The organism is Bradyrhizobium sp. STM 3566 (assembly GCF_045571445.1).
Taxonomy (GTDB): Bacteria; Pseudomonadota; Alphaproteobacteria; order Rhizobiales; family Xanthobacteraceae; genus Bradyrhizobium; species Bradyrhizobium vignae.
The window spans coordinates 773,140-790,599 of the sequence record NZ_CP120692.1; the positions used below are offsets into that span (position 1 = coordinate 773,140).

The window sequence follows — 17,460 nt, forward strand, 5'->3', positions numbered from 1 at the left end:
GTGCAGCGGTTTTCCGAAACGATCATGCTCAAACAATAACCTGAAGCGCGATGGTGATTCATCTTGATCCCATCGCGCTTTAATGCGCCGCTGACGCCGAGCGCTTGGCGGCGACCGGCTTCGGCGCTGGCTTTGCGCTTGCCTGCGGCGCGCTATCCCAGCCGCCGTTCGGGGTCGCAACGTTGACGGCGTCGTCGGGTTGCGGCTCGGCGCTGAAGGTCTGGATCGCGAGCTTGGCAGCGGCGAGCGATTGCGGGTCGAGGCGCTTCGCCACATCGTCGCGCTTGCTGGCCGCATCGGCATCGCCCTGCGCGGCGGCCAGGCTGAACCATTTGTAGGATTCGGCGAGGTTCTGCTCGACGCCGATGCCGCGGGCATAGAGGATGCCGAGGTTGAACTGGCTGTCGGCGACGCCGCGATCGGCAGCCTTTCGGAACCACTGCGCCGCGCTCTTGTAGTTGGCGCCGCGGCCGCCGCCATCGGCATCGAGCACCGCGAGATTGTGCATCGCCTTGGCGTTGCCGCGCTCGGCGGCTTGAGTGTAATAGCGGCGCGCGATGTCGGCGTCCTTCTTCACCCCTAGGCCCTTTTCGTACAGGGTGCCGAGGCGGAAGGTCGCAGGGACGACGCCGGCCTGCGCCGCGCGGTCGTACCACTTCGCCGCTTCGTCATAATTCGTGGCGATGCCCTTGCCTTCCGCAAAGCGCACGCCGATCTCGTAGGCCGCGGTCGCATCGCCCTTCATCGCAGCGGTGCGCAGGGCCGGACCGCCGATGCCATCAGGGAGCTTCTCGCTCGGCGGCACCTGGACGAGGCCGAGCTTGGCGCGGCTGGTGCCCGACAGCGCGCCGGTGACGTCGCTGCTGGAAGCAGGCGGCGGCACGGTCGCGGCGGGCGCCTGCGGGATTTCGACCGAGGCGGTGCTGCCGGAATTGGGCGTGGGAGGCGGCGCAGTATTGTTCTGCGATTGCCGTCCGATCGGCGTCGGCGAGGTCATCGACGGCGTGACCTGCTCGGGCACGGCCGGCTTGGTCTCGACCGGCGATGGCGCGGCCTGCGGTGCCGGCTCGTTCGGAATATTCTGCATCGCCGGCGGTGCGCTGCCGCCATCGAGCAGGTTCATCGCCATCTTGAAGGTGCCGAGCACGATCACGACCACGCTCGCGCCGACCAGCAGCGAGCGGATCTTCGAGGTGATGGTCGAGCCACCTTCCTGGCCCTTGTCCTTGCCGCGGCTCGCCGCCGTCTTGGCGGCGCGGCCGGCTTTCTCGGGTGGCTGCGCGGCGGCAGCTTGCGCGGCGCGGCGTGCGGCTGCGATGAAGCTCGACGACGACACCGGCTCCTTCGGAGCCGCGGGAATTTCGCTGATCGCACTCTCTGAGGCGGCGATGCGCTCCGAGGGCGTGGCGACGCGCCCGCCCGGCCGCGTGCCCGGCTCGAGCGGATGATCCGGCGGCAGTTCTGGCACGATCGCAGCGCGCGCCGGCGCCGTATGCGGCTCCAGGATTTCGCTGATCGCGCGCGGCGGAATGGGCGGTGCCGCTGGCACCGGCGGTGGGGCGGCCGGACTGGCAGCGTGGAATTCGCGCGGCGCGGCGACGAAGGCGGCCGGTGCAGCCTGCGCGGCAGCGGGATTGGGCAGCTCAGGCTTCGGATCGTATTTCGGCGGCTGCGGCTGCGGCCGCGGCTCGCGCGCCATCGGCGCCGGCTCGATCGGTGCCGCCATCGGCATCGGCTGCGGGGCGGGGGCCGGCGGCGCGGTGCGCACCGCGCGCAGATCGCCTTCGATCATGGAGAGGCGATCGACGATGTGGCCGAGCGCACTGTGGACGGCCTCGAGCGAGTCCTGGGTGTGCCGGTTGGTCTCGGCCTGGCTGAAACGGATGTCGGAGAGCTCGCGCTTGACGAGATCGACCATGCCGGAATCGGGCGGCGGGGCGGAGTTGCGACTCTCGGCCAGCGCGGCATAGGTCGCCTGCTGCCGCTCCAGGTGCCTGAGGATGTCGTGCAGCCCGTCCTCGACGCGGCTCAAATTGTTGTTGCGCGGATCGGAGGCGGCTTCGATCCGCTCCAGCAGATAGGAGACGCGCTGTTCGAGATGGGCGAAGGTCGAGGCCGAGTCGTTGCCGACCTGCATGCGGTCGAAACGGTCCGACAGCGCGCGGATCGCGGCTTCGAGATGCTCGGTGCTCTCGGATGGCTGGGGCCGCTCGCGGGTTTCGAGCGCGGCGGTGAGCGCCGCAATGCGCTGCTCCAGCACCGCGAAGCTGTCGCCGTGGCCGGACGCGCGGGTGATCTGGTCGACCTTGGACGACAGCAGCTGCACGTCTTCGGACAGACGCGCGAGCGCCTCGTTGGACGCGACGTTGGAAACGATGGCGCGCAGCGCGGAGATCGCGCCTTCGAGCTGCTGCACGGTCGAGGGGTCGTCATTGGCGCGCAGGATCAGGTCGAGCTTGGCGCCGAGATTGCGGATCGCCTCGTCGTAGCCGGTGAGCTGCTCGGCCGGGGTCAGCGTGCGCAGCACCTGCTTGATGTCGGACAATGCGCGCTCGATGCCCGCGAGGATCTGGCCGTCGGTGCCGTTGGAGCGGGTCTCGTCGATACGACGGTGCAGCGAGCGGATCTCGTTCTCGATCGATTCGATCGCGCGCCGCGGCATCGCCTCGGTGATGGCGGCACGGATTTCGGCAAGCTCGCTGCGGAAAGCGGCGATCGCCTGCTCGGTAGTGTCGGGACGCTGGAGCGACTCGATCTGGCTGGTGATCTTGAGCAGATGGCGTTCGAGCGAGGAGAAATCCGGCCCCGGCTGCGGGGGCGGCGGCGCGTAGGCAGGTGCGGGCGGCGCCATCGGAGGCGCGTAAGGAGCCGCAGGCGCAAGCGACGGGGCGGCACGCGGCGGCATCTGCCTGGGCGTAAAGCCGTCGAGCTCGCTCTGGCGCGCCGTGATCTCGGCGACCGCGACGTCGAACGACGCCGGGCTCAGGGGTGGTGAGCTGCGATAGACCTGCGCGGCCGCGCGCTCGACCGCATCGGCCTGGCGCTGGCGCGTGTCGGCCGGGGCGGGGCGTGGCGCCTGCTGCGGCTGCCGCTGCGGACGGGAGATTTGCGACAGGCGCGCATCGAGCCGCGAGATCGCATCATTGAGCTGGCGCGCGACGCCCTGCTCGCGCGAGACGTCTCGTTCACGAGAAGAGTCTTGGCGCGGGGCGGGCTTTGAAATCCGTTCGATCTGCTGGGTGATCGCGTCGAGCCGCTGGTGGATGTCGGCGACTTCGCGGCTCTCCTGACTCGGCATGTGGTGCGGACGCTGGTCGTAGGGTCCGCGAAAGTTCGGCGGGGTCGTCTCGCCGAGCGTGGAGTTCAGCCAGTCGTTGAGTGACATGCCGGCTCTGCGCGCAGCAGCTTCGGCCCGCTCCCTGACGGAGGGATCGATGCCGTCAACACTCCACGATACGCGCGAATTCATGACTCTGTCCGGTTCCGACTCCGGCGCCCCACCCGGCGCCTTCAGCTTCCCCACGCGTGCCGGTTGCAAAGACAATCGAATTTGGCGCGGGTCGTCTGCCTCGAAAACCGACTTTTTCCTGTTACGGTAAATAACGAGTTAAGGAATGCGGCGCGGCTGTCTTAAAGTTGGGCGGGGGGAACTCGGGCACCCGAGCGGCGCCACTGCATCCAGGTGGCCTGCTGCCGCAGAAGGCGGGCGATCCAGTACGCCGCGGCGGCTCGATTCCAGCCGCGCCGCCCCGGAGTACGGGATGCCCCGCTTTCGCGGGGCATGACACCGGTGGGTGTGGTGACAGTCTCCTGTCGCGTCGGGCTCAGCCCTTCCCCTCGCGCTTGCCATCCTCGATCGGCACCACCGCGGCCTTGCCGCTCATCGTCGACAGCGCCGACAGAGCCTCTTCGCAGAAATCCGCCACCATCTGCTCGTGACGGGCCCCTAAGCGGAGCAGGAGCAGGTTGCCGAGATCGAGCCGGCCTTCCGCCGTGCCGTCCGGAAAACGCTTCTTCAGGATGCGCTCGTAATTGGCATGGCGGTCGCGATGGTGCTCCAGGCGGGCCATCAGGTCAGTGCGCATCGGTTCGATATCGACGCTGTCGAGCGCATGAAGCCGGACCAGGAGGTCGTCCTTGATAGAAGGCGGCGTGCTTGGCCGCGCGGCCCAGTGCCGCAGCGCTGTTCGGCCCTCGGGAGTGAGCGTATAGATCAGTTTGTTGGGCTTGCCTGTCTGCACGACCTCGCGGCCCTGGATGTAGCCGCGGTCGCGCAGCTTGGAGAGCTCGCGGTAGATTTGCTGGTGGTCGGCCTTCCAGAAGAAGCCGATCGAGGAATCGAAGGTCTTGGCGAGCTCGTAGCCCGTCATCGGACGTTCCGTCAGGCATGCGAGGATTGCGTCGCCCAGCGCCATCACCGGCCTCCTGTTCTTGATCTCCGACCAATATGCTTGACTTTATGCGCATCGGCGCATATGCGTCAATGTGCATATGAGGCAGCGTGCAGGCGGGCCAAAATCCCGGCTGAAAAATCCAGCGGAATCAACCTTCTGGCTACTGTGCATGGGGTTGTTTTCGTAACTTTTGCCCTTGGCCTAGGGAGGCACCTGAGAATGACCGGCCTCGATTCCTGGTACGCCTACATGAAGTCTCATGACCGCGCCGCGCTCTGGGACCTCCTGCATCCCGACGCTGTGTTCGAAAGCCCCGTCGTGCACACACCGCAGCGCGGCCGCGAAATCACCTTCAAATACCTCTCCAGCGCCGAGAAGGTGCTCGGTGGCCCCGGCTTCACCTATGTCGGCGAGTGGACGAACGAGCGCGGCGCCGTGCTCGAATTCAAGACCATGATCGACGGCATCGAGATCAACGGCGTCGACATCATCAGCTTCGATGCCGAGGGACGCATCACCCATTTCAAGGTGATGGTCCGGCCGCTCAAGGCCATCAACATGCTGCACCGCCTGATGGCGGAGCAGCTTGCCGCCGCCCAATCATAAGCCCAACATCATCCCTTCAGGGCCCATGCCGGGAGACCATCATGCCGATCTATAAAGCCCCTGTCGAAGACGTGAACTTCCTGCTCAACGACGTCTTCCAGATCGACCGCTACGACAATCTGCCGGGCTTCTCCGATGCGTCGAGCGACGTGCGCGAGGCGATCCTGGGCGAAGCCGCCAAGCTCGCCGAAGAAGTGCTGCAGCCGCTCAATCGCGTGGGCGATCTCGAAGGCTGCAAGCGGGCCGACGACGGCAGTGTCACCACGCCGAAGGGGTTCAAGGACGCCTTCAAGCAAGTGGCCGAAGGCGGCTGGCTCGGCCTGTCGGCGCCGACCGAGTTCGGGGGCCAGGGTCTGCCGGTGACGCTCTCGCAAGCCGTCAACGAATTCCAGATCTCCGCCAACATGGCGTTCTCGATGTATGGCGGCCTCACCATGGGCGCGACCGCGGCGCTGCTCGTCCATGGAAGCCCTGAGCAGAAGAAGACTTACGTGCCGAAGATGGTGGCGGGCCAATGGACCGGCACCATGAACCTCACTGAGCCGCATTGCGGCACCGATCTCGGCATGCTCCGCACCAAGGCCGTGCGCCAGGCCGACGGCAGCTTCAAGATCACGGGCACCAAGATCTTCATCTCGGCCGGCGAGCACGATCTCGCCGAAAACATCATCCATCTCGTGCTCGCCCGCATCGAGGGCGCGCCCGCCGGCATCAAGGGCGTGTCGCTGTTCGTGGTGCCGAAATTCCTCGTGAATGCCGATGGTTCGGTCGGGGCACGGAACGGCGTCGTCTGCGGCTCGATCGAGCACAAGATGGGCATCCACGGTAATTCGACGTGTGTGATGAACTACGACAACGCCACCGGCTGGCTGATCGGCGAAGAGAACAAGGGCATGCAAGGCATGTTCGTGATGATGAACGAAGCCAGGCTCGGCGTCGCCGTGCAGGGCCTCGCACAGTCGGAGGTCGCCTATCAGAACGCGGTCGCCTATGCCCGCGAGCGCATCCAAGGCCGTTCCCTCACCGGTGCCAAGGCACCTGACAAGCCGGCCGATCCGATCATCGTGCATCCCGACGTGCGCCGCACGCTGCTCTCGATCCGTGCCTTCAACGAAGCCGCGCGCGCATTCGTGATCTGGACCGCACTGAAGAGCGACGTCGCCCATCGTTCCGAAGACCCCAGGGATCGCCAGGCCGCCGACGACCACATGGGCCTGATGACGCCGGTGCTGAAGGGTTTCCTCACCGATTACGGCTTCGCCAACGCGGTGCAGGCGCAGCAGATGTATGGCGGCCACGGTTACATCGCCGAGCAGGGCATGGAGCAGTTCGTGCGCGATGCCCGTATTGCGATGATCTATGAAGGCGCCAACGGCATCCAGGCGCTCGACCTGGTCGGCCGCAAGCTGCCGCGCGACGGTGGCCGTGCCATCATGGCGTTCTTCGGCGAGGTCATGGCTTTCGCCAAGGAGAACGGCGGCGACGAGGCGATGAAGCCTTTCATCACCCCGCTCTCGACTTCGCTCGGCCATCTCCAGCAAGCCACCACCTGGCTGATGCAAAACGCGATGGCGAAGCCGGACAATGCGGGAGCAGCCGCGACCGACTACCTGCACCTCTTCGGCTTCGTCGCGCTCGGCTACATGTGGGCGAAGATGGCCAAGGTGACGCAGGCGAAGATTGCCGAGTCGGGCGCCACGCCCTATCTCTCGACCAAGCTCGTCACCGGCCGCTTCTTCATGGAGCGGATGCTGCCGGAGACCGCGGCCAATCTCGCGCGCATCCAGGCCGGCTGCGCCACCATCATGGAATTGCCGGCGGAAGCGTTCTGAAGCCTGCTTCCGCCGGCGTTTCCCAACAGCTTTCGAACATCACATCAGGAGGGCGTCATGCCTGAGGCATTCATCTACGATCACGTCCGCACCCCGCGCGGCCGCGGCAAGCCGGATGGCGCGCTGCACGAAGTCACGGCGCTCGCACTCGCCACGGTGCCGCTGAAGGCACTGAAGGACCGCAACAACCTGCCCGAGGACTCCGTCGACGACGTCGTGCTCGGCGTGGTCGATCCGGTCGGCGAAGCCGGCTCCGACATCGCGCGCTTCGCCGCGCTGAAGGCGGGCCTCGGCGAAGCCGTGCCGGGCGTGCAGATCAGCCGCTTCTGCGCCTCCGGCCTCGATGCCGTGAACTTCGCCGCCGCGCAGATCATGAGCGGCCAACACGATCTGGTGATCGGCGGCGGCGCCGAATCCATGAGCCGCGTCGGCATCGGCGCCTCCGGCGGCGCCTGGCCGATGGACCCCTCGATCGCAGTGCCGGCTTATTTCATGCCGCAGGGCGTCTCGGCCGATCTGATCGCCACCAAGTATGGCTTCTCCCGCGACGACGTCGATGCCTACGCCGTGCAGAGCCAGCAACGCGCCGGCAAGGCCTGGGACGAGGGCCGCTTCGACAAGTCGGTCGTGCCGGTGAAGGACATCAACGGCCTCACCATTCTCGCCAAGGACGAGCATATGCGCCCCAACACGACGATGCAGTCGCTGGCGCAGCTGCAGCCCTCGTTCACGATGATGGCGCAGATGGGCGGCTTCGACGGCGTCGCGGTGCAGTCGCACCCCGAGATCGAGCGCGTCAACTACGTGCACCACGCCGGCAATTCGTCGGGTATCGTCGACGGCGCCGGCGCGGTGCTGCTCGGCAGCAAAGAGGCAGGCGCGAAATACGGCATGAAGCCACGTGCGAAGATCCGCGCCTTCGCCAACATTGGCTCCGAGCCGGCGATGATGCTGACGGGTCCGGTCGACGTCACCGAAAAGCTCTTTGCGCGCTCCGGCATGAAGAAGTCGGACATCGACCTGTTCGAGCTCAACGAGGCCTTCGCCTCCGTCGTGCTGCGCTACATCCAGGCCTTCGACATCGATAACGCCAAGATCAACGTCAACGGCGGCGCGATCGCGCTCGGCCATCCGTTAGGGGCGACCGGTGCGATGATTCTCGGCACCGTGCTCGACGAGCTCGAGCGCACCAACAAGTCCACCGCCCTTGTGACGCTGTGCATCGGTGGCGGCATGGGCACCGCGACCATCATCGAGCGCGTGTAACGAGCTGCCGCAGGGTGGGCAAAGCGAAGCGTGCCCACCACTGCTGCCTTTCGCGAATGAGGGTGGGCACGGCGCAAGAGCGCCTTTGCCCACCCGACGAGATCTCAAGTCAACCGCCGCGCCTGAGATCGGCTGCGGCACCGAGGAGCAGCCACCATGTCTTACAAGAACTTCAAGGTTGAGACCGATTCCGACGGCATCGCGCTCGTCACCTGGGACATCCCGGGCCGTTCGATGAACGTGCTCGACGAGACCTCGACCAATGAGCTCGATGCGATCGTCAAGGCAACCACCGCTGACGCGGCCGTGAAGGGCATCGTCATCACCTCTGCCAAGGAAGCGTTCTGCGCCGGTGCCGACTTGTCCATGCTCGAGGGCATGAACCAGGCCTACGCCAAGGTGTTCAAGGAGCAGGGCGAAACCGCCGCGAACCAGATGCTGTTCGACCAGAGCCGGCGCTTCTCGCAGGTGCTGCGCTCGATCGAGATCTCGGGCAAGCCGTGGGCGGCCGCGATCAACGGCCTCGCGCTCGGCGGCGGCTTCGAGATCACGCTGTGCTGCCACTACCGCGTGGCGGCCGAGAATCCCAAGACGCGCCTCGGCCTGCCCGAGGTCAAGGTCGGCCTGTTTCCGGGCGCCGGCGGCACGCAGCGCGTGCCGCCTGGTGCCGCCGCAGGACGCGATGACCATCCTGCTCAAGGGCGACCCCGTCACGGTCGAGAAGGCCAAGGCGCTGAATTTGATTCACGCCATCGTTCCTGCCGCCGACCTCATCAAGGCCGCGAAGGACTGGATCAAGGGCGGCGGCAAGGCGGTCGCGCCCTGGGACGAGAAGGGCTTCAAGCTGCCGGGAGGTCCGGTGTTCTCCAAAGCCGGCATGATGATGTTCCCCGCCGGCAACGCGATCTATCGCCGCGAGACCTACGACAATTATCCGGCCGCGCGCGCCATCATGAGCTGCGTCTATGAGGGCCTGCAGCTGCCGATCGACGCCGCTTTGCGCGTGGAGTCGCGCTACTTCACCTCGGTGCTGCGCTCGAAGGAGGCGGCCGCGATGATCCGCAGCCTGTTCCTGTCGATGCAGGAGCTCAACAAGGGCGCGCGCCGCCCGAAGGACGTGCCGCCGACCAAGGCGAAGAAGATCGCCGTGATCGGCGCCGGCTTCATGGGCGCCAGCGTCGGCTATGTCTCGGCCCGTGCCGGCCTCGACGTCGTCCTGATCGATCGCGACCAGGAGAGCGCCGACAAGGGCAAGGCGCACGCGCAGAAGGTGATCGAGGACCAGATCAAGAAGGGCCGCGCCAAGCCGGCCGACGCTGAAGCGCTGCTCGCGCGCATCACGGCGACGGCGGATTACGCCTCGCTCGAGGATGTCGATCTCGTCATCGAGGCGGTGTTCGAGGATCGCAAGGTCAAGGCGGAGACCTTCGCCAAGGCGCAGCAATATCTCAAGCCGGATGTGATCTTCGCGTCCAACACCTCGACGCTGCCGATCACCTCGCTGGCCGAGAGTTTCAGGGATCAGGGCAAGTTCATCGGCATTCACTTCTTCTCGCCGGTCGAGAAGATGATGCTGGTCGAGATCATCCTCGGCAAGAACACCGGCGACGTCGCGCTGGCGACCGCGCTCGACTATGTCCGCCAGATCGGCAAGACGCCGATCGTGGTGAACGACTCTCGCGGCTTCTTCGCCAATCGCTGCGTCGGCCGCTATGTCGCCGAAGGCAACGAGATGTTCCTCGAAGGCGTGCCGCCGGCGATGATCGAGAACTGCGCCAAGATGGCCGGCATGCCGGTCGGCCCGCTCTCGCTGTCGGACGAAGTCGCGCTCGACCTCGGCCTCAAGATCATGAAGGCGACCGAAGCCGATCTCGGCCCCAACGCCATCAATCCCGATCAGAAGAAGCTGATGGTGGAGATGGTCGAGAAGCAGGGCCGGCTCGGCCGCAAGAACAGCAAGGGCTTCTACGACTATCCTGAGAAGGGCAAGGGCCAGAAGAGCCTGTGGCCTGGCCTCTCGGCGCTGCAGCCGAAGCAGCTCGACCCCGATACGCTCGATATCGAGGAGCTGAAGCAGCGCTTCCTGGTCGTACAGGCCGTGGAAGCCGCGCGCACGGTGGAGGATCACGTCATCACCGATCCGCGCGAGGCGGATGTCGGCTCGATCCTCGGCTTCGGCTTCGCGCCGTTCACCGGTGGCACGCTGTCCTATATCGACTTCATGGGCACGAAGAAGTTCGTCGAACTTTGCCACAAGCTGGAGGCGAAATACGGCTCGCGCTTCACGCCGCCGAAACTCCTGGAAGAGATGGCAGCGAAGGGCGAGACGTTCTACGGACGCTTCGCGCCCAAGAAGGCGGCGGCCTGAGAGAGGCCTGTAGCCCTGATGGAGCGTGAGCGAAATCCGGGTTACGCAGAGACAAAAATGCCGGATCATTGATCCGGCATTTTTTATTTTCCATCTCAGAACGGCGCGAATGCGCGGCCCGATACCGTCTCGTCGGCGGGACTGGCGTTCCAGCCGCCTTCGTCGTTCCGGCCACGCTCGCTCGGCACCACTCTTGCTGATCATCCACCGGATGACCCATTGGCATTGAAGGTGTCCCGCAATGATCCCCCCGGTGTCTCAAGGCAGCGCAGCCGGCGTTGCGGTGAGATGCGCTCCCCTATTGCTGCTGGTTCGGCCGTGGCCGCGCCGCAGGCTGCTCCGGCTGCGCAGAAAGATTCCTTCGTGGGTCGGCCTGGCCCTACTCGTCCTCGCCTTTGACATGGCGCTGGCCGTGCTTGCCTGGTTCGCCGTCGGTCTCGTCCTGCACTGAAAGCTCCCCTCTGTGCACGTAGAAGGTCGCCGCCAGATAGGCGACCTGGCCGGCAATCAGGCAGCCGACGACGATTGGAACGCCCGTCCAAAAGCCAAAGCCCGAGGTCTGAAGCACCGTTGCGGCAAGGATCGCGGTCACCGGCGAGACCAGCAACAGAGCCCAGACTCGGAAGAATAGCCCCGTCGCCAAGCCAGTGATTGCGCTCGCGAGCAGCAGGAGGAGTACGGTCGTCACGATAGCTGTCCGGTCCAGCGGTCTGCGTCGTGTCCCGCGCTGAAGCTGAGCCAAGTGGATTGCTCCCACAAGGATGGTGACGACCGCGGAGCGCACAACGCAGAGTTATTGTTAACCCTGACAATGCTCGTAAAATTGACGTCAGTGCGCCTCGAAATTTCGGATTCCGCGAGCGACCGGATCGTCGGTCCGGCTCTTCGGCGTCCCGCCCGTCCCGCTCCGTGAAAGGCGGACCAACCTTCTTGGAACTGGCGCGGGCGGGCGCCAGCGCCTCGGCTCAAGCCGGATCGCCGGTCATCTGGACAATCACACGGCCTTCGGTCACGATCTCATCGCAGTCGAGGCCCAGCGCAGGGACCTGGCCCCCAAGGGGTTCAGCTTCAGGTCATCCTCGCCATTTTCGAGCTTCTTGGCGCCGATTCGACCTCGACCAGCTCATCGGCCAGGCGGGCTTCCAGGACCGCGATCCGGGGACAGTGGACAGGCACCGGGCGAAGCGTACGGTTTCACGGAATTTCCTCCGCCTGAAGCTTGGTTCGGCCGAAAGGACGACTACATGCACCTGCTTGAAATAGTCAAGATTGATGCAGGTGCATCAAATGGAGTAAGAGACGGGCGACGAGCTTGAGCGGGACCATGAAACGCAGACCATCGACCGAGGCAACAGCCGCCTGGATCCGCCTGATGCGGGTGCAGAGCCGCGTGCTCGACTGCGTCGAGCAGGACTTGAAGAAGGCCGGCTTCCCACCCCTGGCCTGGTATGACGCGCTGCTCGAATTGTCGCGGGCCCCCTCGGGCGAGCTGCGGCCGGTCGAACTCGAGCGGCAGATGCTGATCCCGCAATATTCTACCTCGCGGCTGATCGACCGCCTGGTCGACGAGGGCCTTGCCTCGCGGCGCGAATGCAAGATCGACAAGCGCGGCCAGTTCGTCGAGATCACGGAAGCCGGCCGCGAGCTGCAGAAGCGGATGTGGGGCGCCTATTCGGCTGCGATCGAGAAATATGTCGGTTCGAAACTGTCGGATGCCGATGCCGTCAAGCTCAGCAGTCTGCTCGACCGCCTGGGCTGCTCGTGCGGCGAGATGAAACTGCCGCCCGCGGGCGTCAACGAAAGCATGCCGTCGCGATGATTGCGCGGCAAACCCGCTCATCCGCGCAACCGGTGGGTTCGCGGGCCATCCCTGTCACCCGCGCGCGTTCGGTCGAAGCGCTTTTTGAATAGAGTTTGATATGGCGCGAGACCAGATCGATATGACGCCGCTGCAATCACGCGACGAGCTCGTCGCGTGGTTCGAGGCCGGCTGCAAGGACCCGTCCGAATTCCGCATGGGCACCGAGCACGAGAAGACGCCGTTCACGCTCGACGGCCACCGTCCGGTGCCTTACGGGGGGGCGCGCGGCATCGGTGCGCTGCTCGAAGGCATGAAGCTCCTGCTCGGCTGGGAGCCGATCATGGAGCAGGGCAACATCATCGGCCTCTACGATGTCACGGGCGGCGGTGCGATCTCGCTCGAGCCCGGCGGACAGTTCGAGCTCTCCGGCGCGCCGGTCGAGAACGTGCACCAGACCCAGAGCGAGTTGATGGCGCATCTTGCGCAGGTGCGCGAGATCGCAGCGCCGCTCGGCATCGGCTTCCTCGGGCTCGGCATGACGCCGTCCTGGTCGCGCGCCGATATCCCGGTGATGCCCAAGGGCCGCTACAAGATCATGACCAATTACATGCCGAAGGTCGGTCAGTACGGCCTCGACATGATGTACCGGACTTGCACGGTGCAGACCAATCTCGACTTCTCCTCCGAAGCCGACATGGTCAAGAAGCTGCGCGTCTCGCTCGCGCTCCAGCCGGTCGCGACTGCGCTGTTCGCCAATTCGCCGTTCACCGAGGGCAAGCCGAATGGCTTCCTCTCTTTCCGGTCCGAGATCTGGCGCGACACCGACAACGCGCGCGCCGGCATGATGCCGTGGGCGTTCGACGACGGCATGGGATTCGAGCGCTATGTCGACTACGCGCTCGACGTGCCCATGTATTTCGTCAAGCGCGGCGAGGAGTACATCGACGTGTCGGGCTCCTCGTTCCGCGCGTTCTTCGATGGCCGCAACAACAATCTTCCCGGCGAGCGTCCGACGCTGTCGGACTGGGCCAACCATCTCTCGACGATCTTCCCGGAAGTGCGGCTCAAGCGTTATCTCGAGATGCGCGGCTCCGACGGCGGACCGTGGGGCCGTCTGCCGGCGCTGCCGGCATTCTGGGTCGGGCTGCTCTACGATGGGGCTTCGCTCGATGCCGCCTGGGACATGGTGAAGCACTGGAGTGCGCATGAGCGTCAGGCCTTGCGCGATGACGTGCCGCGCTTCGGCTTCAAGGCGCGGATCAAGGATCGCTATCTGTTCGAGATCGCCAAGGAGTGCCTCGTTCTGGCTCATGCCGGCCTGCGCCGCCGCGGCCGAATTGACCAGCTTGGCCGCGATGAGACCCGGCACCTCGAGCCGCTCGATCGCATCATCGATTCCGGCCGGACGCCGGCCGAGGAGATGCTGGAGAAGTTCAACGGTCCTTGGAAAGGCTCGGTGGAACCAGCCTACGCGGAGTATGCGTTCTAGACCTTGTTTGAGCATGATCTTCTCGGATAATCGCGTCACACTTTGCGCTAACACGGCCGTTGGGGTCATGCGTTAGGCCAACGATCCGGATTTCAGCCGTTCATCGCCCATACAGGTTTGCGGCGATCAAATGACCGGCCGAAAAACCTGAGCGTCGTCAATAACTCGAAAGCTGTTCTGATGGGGAAGGGCCGCCTGTCCGGGGCCGTCATGGCCAGCGTCGCGGCATGTGTCACGCTGCTTTCGCTCGCATTTGCGAGTGTGCCGGCGCCTGCCCAGACGGCGTTCGATCGGCCCGGCGGCGACTATTTCAGCACGCCGGTCACCTCGGGCGATCCCGAGGATTGCGCGCTGCTGTGCGAGCGCGATCGCCGCTGCCGCTCCTGGAGCTTCAGTTATCCCGACGTCGACGGTGCCGCGGCGGTGTGCTGGCTGAAGAACAGCGTGCCGGCGCGCGTGCCGGGAAGTTGCTGTATCTCGGGGGTCCGCGGCGCCGGCGTGATCGAGCCGCGCGTCGAGGGCGTCGAGAGCTCGATCGACCGCCCTGGCGGCGATTTGCGCAATTTCGAGCTCAAGGACGGTGAAAGCGTCGAGGCCTGCAAGGCCGCCTGCACCGCCGACAACAAATGCCGTGCGTTCACCTATGCCCGCCCCGGCTATACCGGGCGTGAGGCGCGCTGTTTCCTGAAGAAGGAGATCAAGCCGCCGCGAAGGAAGGCGGGATTCACGTCGGGCGTGGTGCGGTAGTCGTTGTCACGTGCCCCGGGCGCGGCGGAGCACGAAGTGATGCGCGGCTGAACTAGGGCCACGCCACACAGGGATCCGATGTGCCATGGGTCCCGGCTCTGCGCCGCATCGTTTCACGATGCGACTTGTCCGGGACACGAGCATCACTCCGCCGCAATCACCGTAAGCTCGGGCCAGAGCGCCTTCCATCGCGCGGCCTTCGCCTCATAATTGGCGATTGAGAAATTTTCCGCCCGGTTGGGCCGCACGATCAATCTCCCGACGTCGTCGAAGCCGTGCGGGGCGTAGACCTCGTAGCCATCGGCAGCGCGCCTCACTCCGATTTGCGTGTTCTGCGTCAGGAAGCGATCGATGCCGTCTGCCGTGCAGCTTAGCGGCGGGTAGGGCAGGCCGTGCTTGGCGGGGTACCATAGATGCACGCGCGCCTGGTTGCGGGCCTCGATTTTGGCACCGAGATGCGCGAGCCGCGCGTGCAGCGTGCGGATCACCGCGTCCTCGGCCTCCCATGACGTATCAGGATCGAAATAGAACACGTCGTAATCTGCGATGCCGTGATCGATCGCACGGCGCGTGAGCATGTTCCACACGGTCTGCACCAGGCATCCCGAAACCAGCCACGCATCCGGCAGCGCGAGGCGATGGAGCTCGTCTAGAATCGTGGCGTTGACCGGATTGCGCAAGGCAAGAGCGAGGAATTCGTCTCTTCTCACCCAATGACCAGTCAATGCACGGCGGTGAAGAACCGCGCCAGCCTGAACCCGGACAGCCAGGTCCACACCGGCTGGCCGCGCATGCCGAGATCCCAGGAGCCGAGCACCGCATCGGCACGGCCGATCAGATTGTCGATCGGCAAGAGGCCGACACCGCCGGAGCGCAGCGGCACGCGGCTATCGGCGGAATTGTCGCGGTTGTCGCCGAGCACGAAGAGGTGACCAGCGGGCACCGTCACTTCGGGCGTGTTGTCGAGCGGACCGCTGTCGCGCATCTTGAAGATCAGATGCGAGACGCCGTTCGGCAGCGTCTCGACGTAGCGATAGGCGGGCTCGCTGCCGCCATGGTCGTCCTCCGCGGCGCCGACGCCATCGGGCTTCAGCTCGGCGGGGCGGTCGTTGATGAAGAGCTGGCCTTGCCGCATCTGGATGCGGTCGCCGGGCAGGCCCACGACGCGCTTGACCCAGGCCTGCGAGCGATCGCCGGGCCAGCGGAAGACCACGACGTCGCCGAGCTTCGGCGTCTCCGCGAAGACGCGGCCGCTCTCGGGCAGGCTGATCTGGATCGGCAGCGACGAGGTGCCGTAGCCATAGGGGAATTTCGAGGCGAGCAGCGCATCGCCGATCAACAGCGTCGGCTCCATCGAGCCCGACGGCACGTAGAACGGCTCGGCAAGCGCGCCCTTGGCGATGAAGACCGCGGCGACGATGCCGGCGAGCTGAGCGATCTGTCCACCCCAGCCGCTGCTTTTGCGCTTGGCGGGCGCAGTTACTTTCTCAACACTCATGCGCCTGTTCCACCTACCGTAATGCGTTCCATCAGCAGCGACGGTTGGCCGACGCCGACAGGCACGCCCTGGCCATTCTTGCCGCAGGTGCCGATCCCGGTGTCGAGCGCGAGGTCGTTGCCGATCATGCGGATGCGATGCAGGTCGGTCGGCCCGTTGCCGATCAGCATGGCGCCCTTCAAAGGCGCACCGATCTTGCCGTTCTCGATCTTGTAGGCCTCGGTGCACTGGAACACGTATTTGCCCGAGGTGATGTCGACCTGGCCGCCACCGAAATTCGCGGCGAACACGCCGTTCTTCACCGAGGCGATGATCTCGCCCGGCTCGCGGTCGCCCGCGAGCATGTAGGTGTTGGTCATGCGCGGCATCGGCACATGGGCATAACCCTGGCGACGGCCGTTGCCGGTCGGCTTCATGTTCATCAGCCGTGCGTTCTGACGATCCTGCATGTAGCCGACGAGGATGCCGTCCTCGATCAGCACGGTGCGATTGGTCGGCGTGCCCTCGTCGTCGATCGACAGCGAGCCGCGCCGCGAGGCAATGGTGCCGTCGTCGACCACGGTGACGCCCTTGGCCGCGACCTGCTGGCCCATCAAGCCGGCAAATGCCGACGTCTTCTTGCGGTTGAAGTCGCCTTCGAGGCCATGGCCGACCGCTTCATGCAACATCACGCCGGGCCAGCCGGCGCCGAGCACGACGTCCATTTCGCCGGCGGGGGCGGGAATCGATTCCAGGTTGACGAGCGCTTCGCGCAGCGCGCCGTCGGCGGCCTCGCGCCAGGACTTGGTCGCGATGAACTCGGCATAGCCGGCGCGGCCGCCATAGCCCTTGCTGCCGCTCTCCTGGCGGTCGCCCTGGCCGGCGACGACGGAGATGTTGACGCGCACCAGCGGACGGATGTCGCGATAGCTCTCGCCGTCGGGCCGCAGGATCTCGACGACCTGCCAGGTCGCGCCGAGACTCACGGTGACCTGCCGCACCCGCGGATCCTTGTCGCGCAGGTAAGCGTCGATCTCGGCCAGCAGCTTGACCTTGGTCTCGAAGCCCGGCGCATCGAGCGGGTTGTCGTCGCCATAGAGCCGCACATTGGTGTGCGCCGGCGGTGCGGCGAAGCTGCCGGAGTAGCCGCCGCGCACGGCAGCGACGGCGTCCGCGGCGCGAATCAGCGCCGGCAGCGACACGTCGGAGGAATGCGCGTAACCGACCGCGTCGTCCTTGACGGCGCGCAGGCCGAACCCCTGCGAGGTGTCGTAGGTCGCCTGCTTCAGCCGCCCATTGTCGAACATCAGCGCTTCGGTCTGGCTGTATTCCAGGAACAATTCGCCGTCGTCAGCGCCCGAAAGCCCGCGCGCGATCTCGTGGCGAACCTGGTCGCGGTCGAGATTGGCACGGTCGAGCAGGGAGGTTGTGGCAGGGTTGGTCATTCGTCCGTCCATTATCGGAAGATGTGGGGCAAGAT

Annotated in this window: 12 protein-coding genes and 2 pseudogenes; 7 read left to right on the top strand and 7 right to left on the bottom strand. The window is 65.6% G+C overall.

What is annotated here, in order from left to right:
• Positions 1 to 79: 79 nt before the first annotated feature.
• Together P6U27_RS03600 and P6U27_RS03605 are read right to left on the bottom strand one after the other, a co-directional pair.
• Positions 80 to 3,469, bottom strand: a complete 3,390-nt coding sequence (locus tag P6U27_RS03600; RefSeq protein ID WP_162500093.1) for a tetratricopeptide repeat protein — start codon at positions 3,467 to 3,469, stop codon at positions 80 to 82.
• A 355-nt stretch (positions 3,470 to 3,824) separates the two neighbouring features.
• Positions 3,825 to 4,415 carry a PadR family transcriptional regulator gene (locus tag P6U27_RS03605; protein ID WP_122400684.1) on the bottom strand — a complete coding sequence of 197 codons (591 nt, stop codon included), beginning with the start codon at positions 4,413 to 4,415 and terminating at the stop codon, positions 3,825 to 3,827.
• Positions 4,416 to 4,613: 198 nt separating this feature from the next.
• Between P6U27_RS03605 and P6U27_RS03610 the strand changes: the two genes are divergently transcribed.
• The 4 genes and pseudogenes from P6U27_RS03610 to P6U27_RS03625 all read left to right on the top strand — a co-directional run bounded on the left by P6U27_RS03610 (position 4,614) and on the right by P6U27_RS03625 (position 10,466).
• Positions 4,614 to 5,000 carry a nuclear transport factor 2 family protein gene (locus P6U27_RS03610; RefSeq protein ID WP_122400685.1) on the top strand — a complete coding sequence of 129 codons (387 nt, stop codon included), beginning with the start codon at positions 4,614 to 4,616 and terminating at the stop codon, positions 4,998 to 5,000.
• 41 nt (positions 5,001 to 5,041) lie between these two features.
• Positions 5,042 to 6,832, top strand: coding sequence for an acyl-CoA dehydrogenase C-terminal domain-containing protein (locus tag P6U27_RS03615; protein ID WP_122400686.1), 1,791 nt, complete (start codon positions 5,042 to 5,044; stop codon positions 6,830 to 6,832).
• Positions 6,833 to 6,889: 57 nt separating this feature from the next.
• Positions 6,890 to 8,098, top strand: coding sequence for an acetyl-CoA C-acetyltransferase (locus tag P6U27_RS03620; protein WP_122400687.1), 1,209 nt, complete (start codon positions 6,890 to 6,892; stop codon positions 8,096 to 8,098).
• Positions 8,099 to 8,254: 156 nt separating this feature from the next.
• Positions 8,255 to 10,466: pseudogene (locus P6U27_RS03625) on the top strand (FAD-dependent oxidoreductase).
• A 379-nt stretch (positions 10,467 to 10,845) separates the two neighbouring features.
• Here P6U27_RS03625 and P6U27_RS03630 read toward each other — a convergent pair.
• Both P6U27_RS03630 and P6U27_RS03635 read right to left on the bottom strand, forming a co-directional pair.
• On the bottom strand, positions 10,846 to 11,154 hold the full coding sequence (locus P6U27_RS03630) for a hypothetical protein (protein WP_129143443.1): 309 nt from the start codon (positions 11,152 to 11,154) through the stop codon (positions 10,846 to 10,848).
• Positions 11,155 to 11,434: 280 nt separating this feature from the next.
• A pseudogene (locus tag P6U27_RS03635) lies at positions 11,435 to 11,664 on the bottom strand (glutathione transferase GstA); the annotation flags it as partial.
• A 126-nt stretch (positions 11,665 to 11,790) separates the two neighbouring features.
• On the opposite strand from P6U27_RS03635, the gene P6U27_RS03640 reads away from it, so the two are divergent.
• The 3 genes from P6U27_RS03640 to P6U27_RS03650 all read left to right on the top strand — a co-directional run bounded on the left by P6U27_RS03640 (position 11,791) and on the right by P6U27_RS03650 (position 14,503).
• Complete coding sequence (locus P6U27_RS03640) at positions 11,791 to 12,285, top strand: MarR family winged helix-turn-helix transcriptional regulator (protein ID WP_122400690.1); 495 nt, start codon at positions 11,791 to 11,793, stop codon at positions 12,283 to 12,285.
• 100 nt (positions 12,286 to 12,385) lie between these two features.
• Positions 12,386 to 13,756, top strand: a complete 1,371-nt coding sequence (locus P6U27_RS03645) for a glutamate--cysteine ligase (protein WP_122400691.1) — start codon at positions 12,386 to 12,388, stop codon at positions 13,754 to 13,756.
• A 180-nt stretch (positions 13,757 to 13,936) separates the two neighbouring features.
• Positions 13,937 to 14,503 carry a PAN domain-containing protein gene (locus P6U27_RS03650; RefSeq protein ID WP_122400692.1) on the top strand — a complete coding sequence of 189 codons (567 nt, stop codon included), beginning with the start codon at positions 13,937 to 13,939 and terminating at the stop codon, positions 14,501 to 14,503.
• A 143-nt stretch (positions 14,504 to 14,646) separates the two neighbouring features.
• Here P6U27_RS03650 and P6U27_RS03655 read toward each other — a convergent pair whose 3' ends face one another.
• From P6U27_RS03655 to tldD, 3 genes are read right to left on the bottom strand one after another with little or no spacing between them, the layout of a single operon-like run.
• Positions 14,647 to 15,213 (bottom strand): nucleotidyltransferase family protein, encoded by a 567-nt coding sequence (locus P6U27_RS03655; protein WP_122400693.1) that lies wholly within the window; start codon positions 15,211 to 15,213, stop codon positions 14,647 to 14,649.
• 11 nt (positions 15,214 to 15,224) lie between these two features.
• Positions 15,225 to 16,001 carry a signal peptidase I gene (gene lepB / locus P6U27_RS03660; protein ID WP_122400694.1) on the bottom strand — a complete coding sequence of 259 codons (777 nt, stop codon included), beginning with the start codon at positions 15,999 to 16,001 and terminating at the stop codon, positions 15,225 to 15,227.
• Complete coding sequence (gene tldD / locus P6U27_RS03665) at positions 15,998 to 17,425, bottom strand: metalloprotease TldD (RefSeq protein ID WP_407193684.1); 1,428 nt, start codon at positions 17,423 to 17,425, stop codon at positions 15,998 to 16,000. Before tldD ends, lepB begins: the two co-directional genes overlap by 4 nt.
• Positions 17,426 to 17,460: the final 35 nt, after the last annotated feature.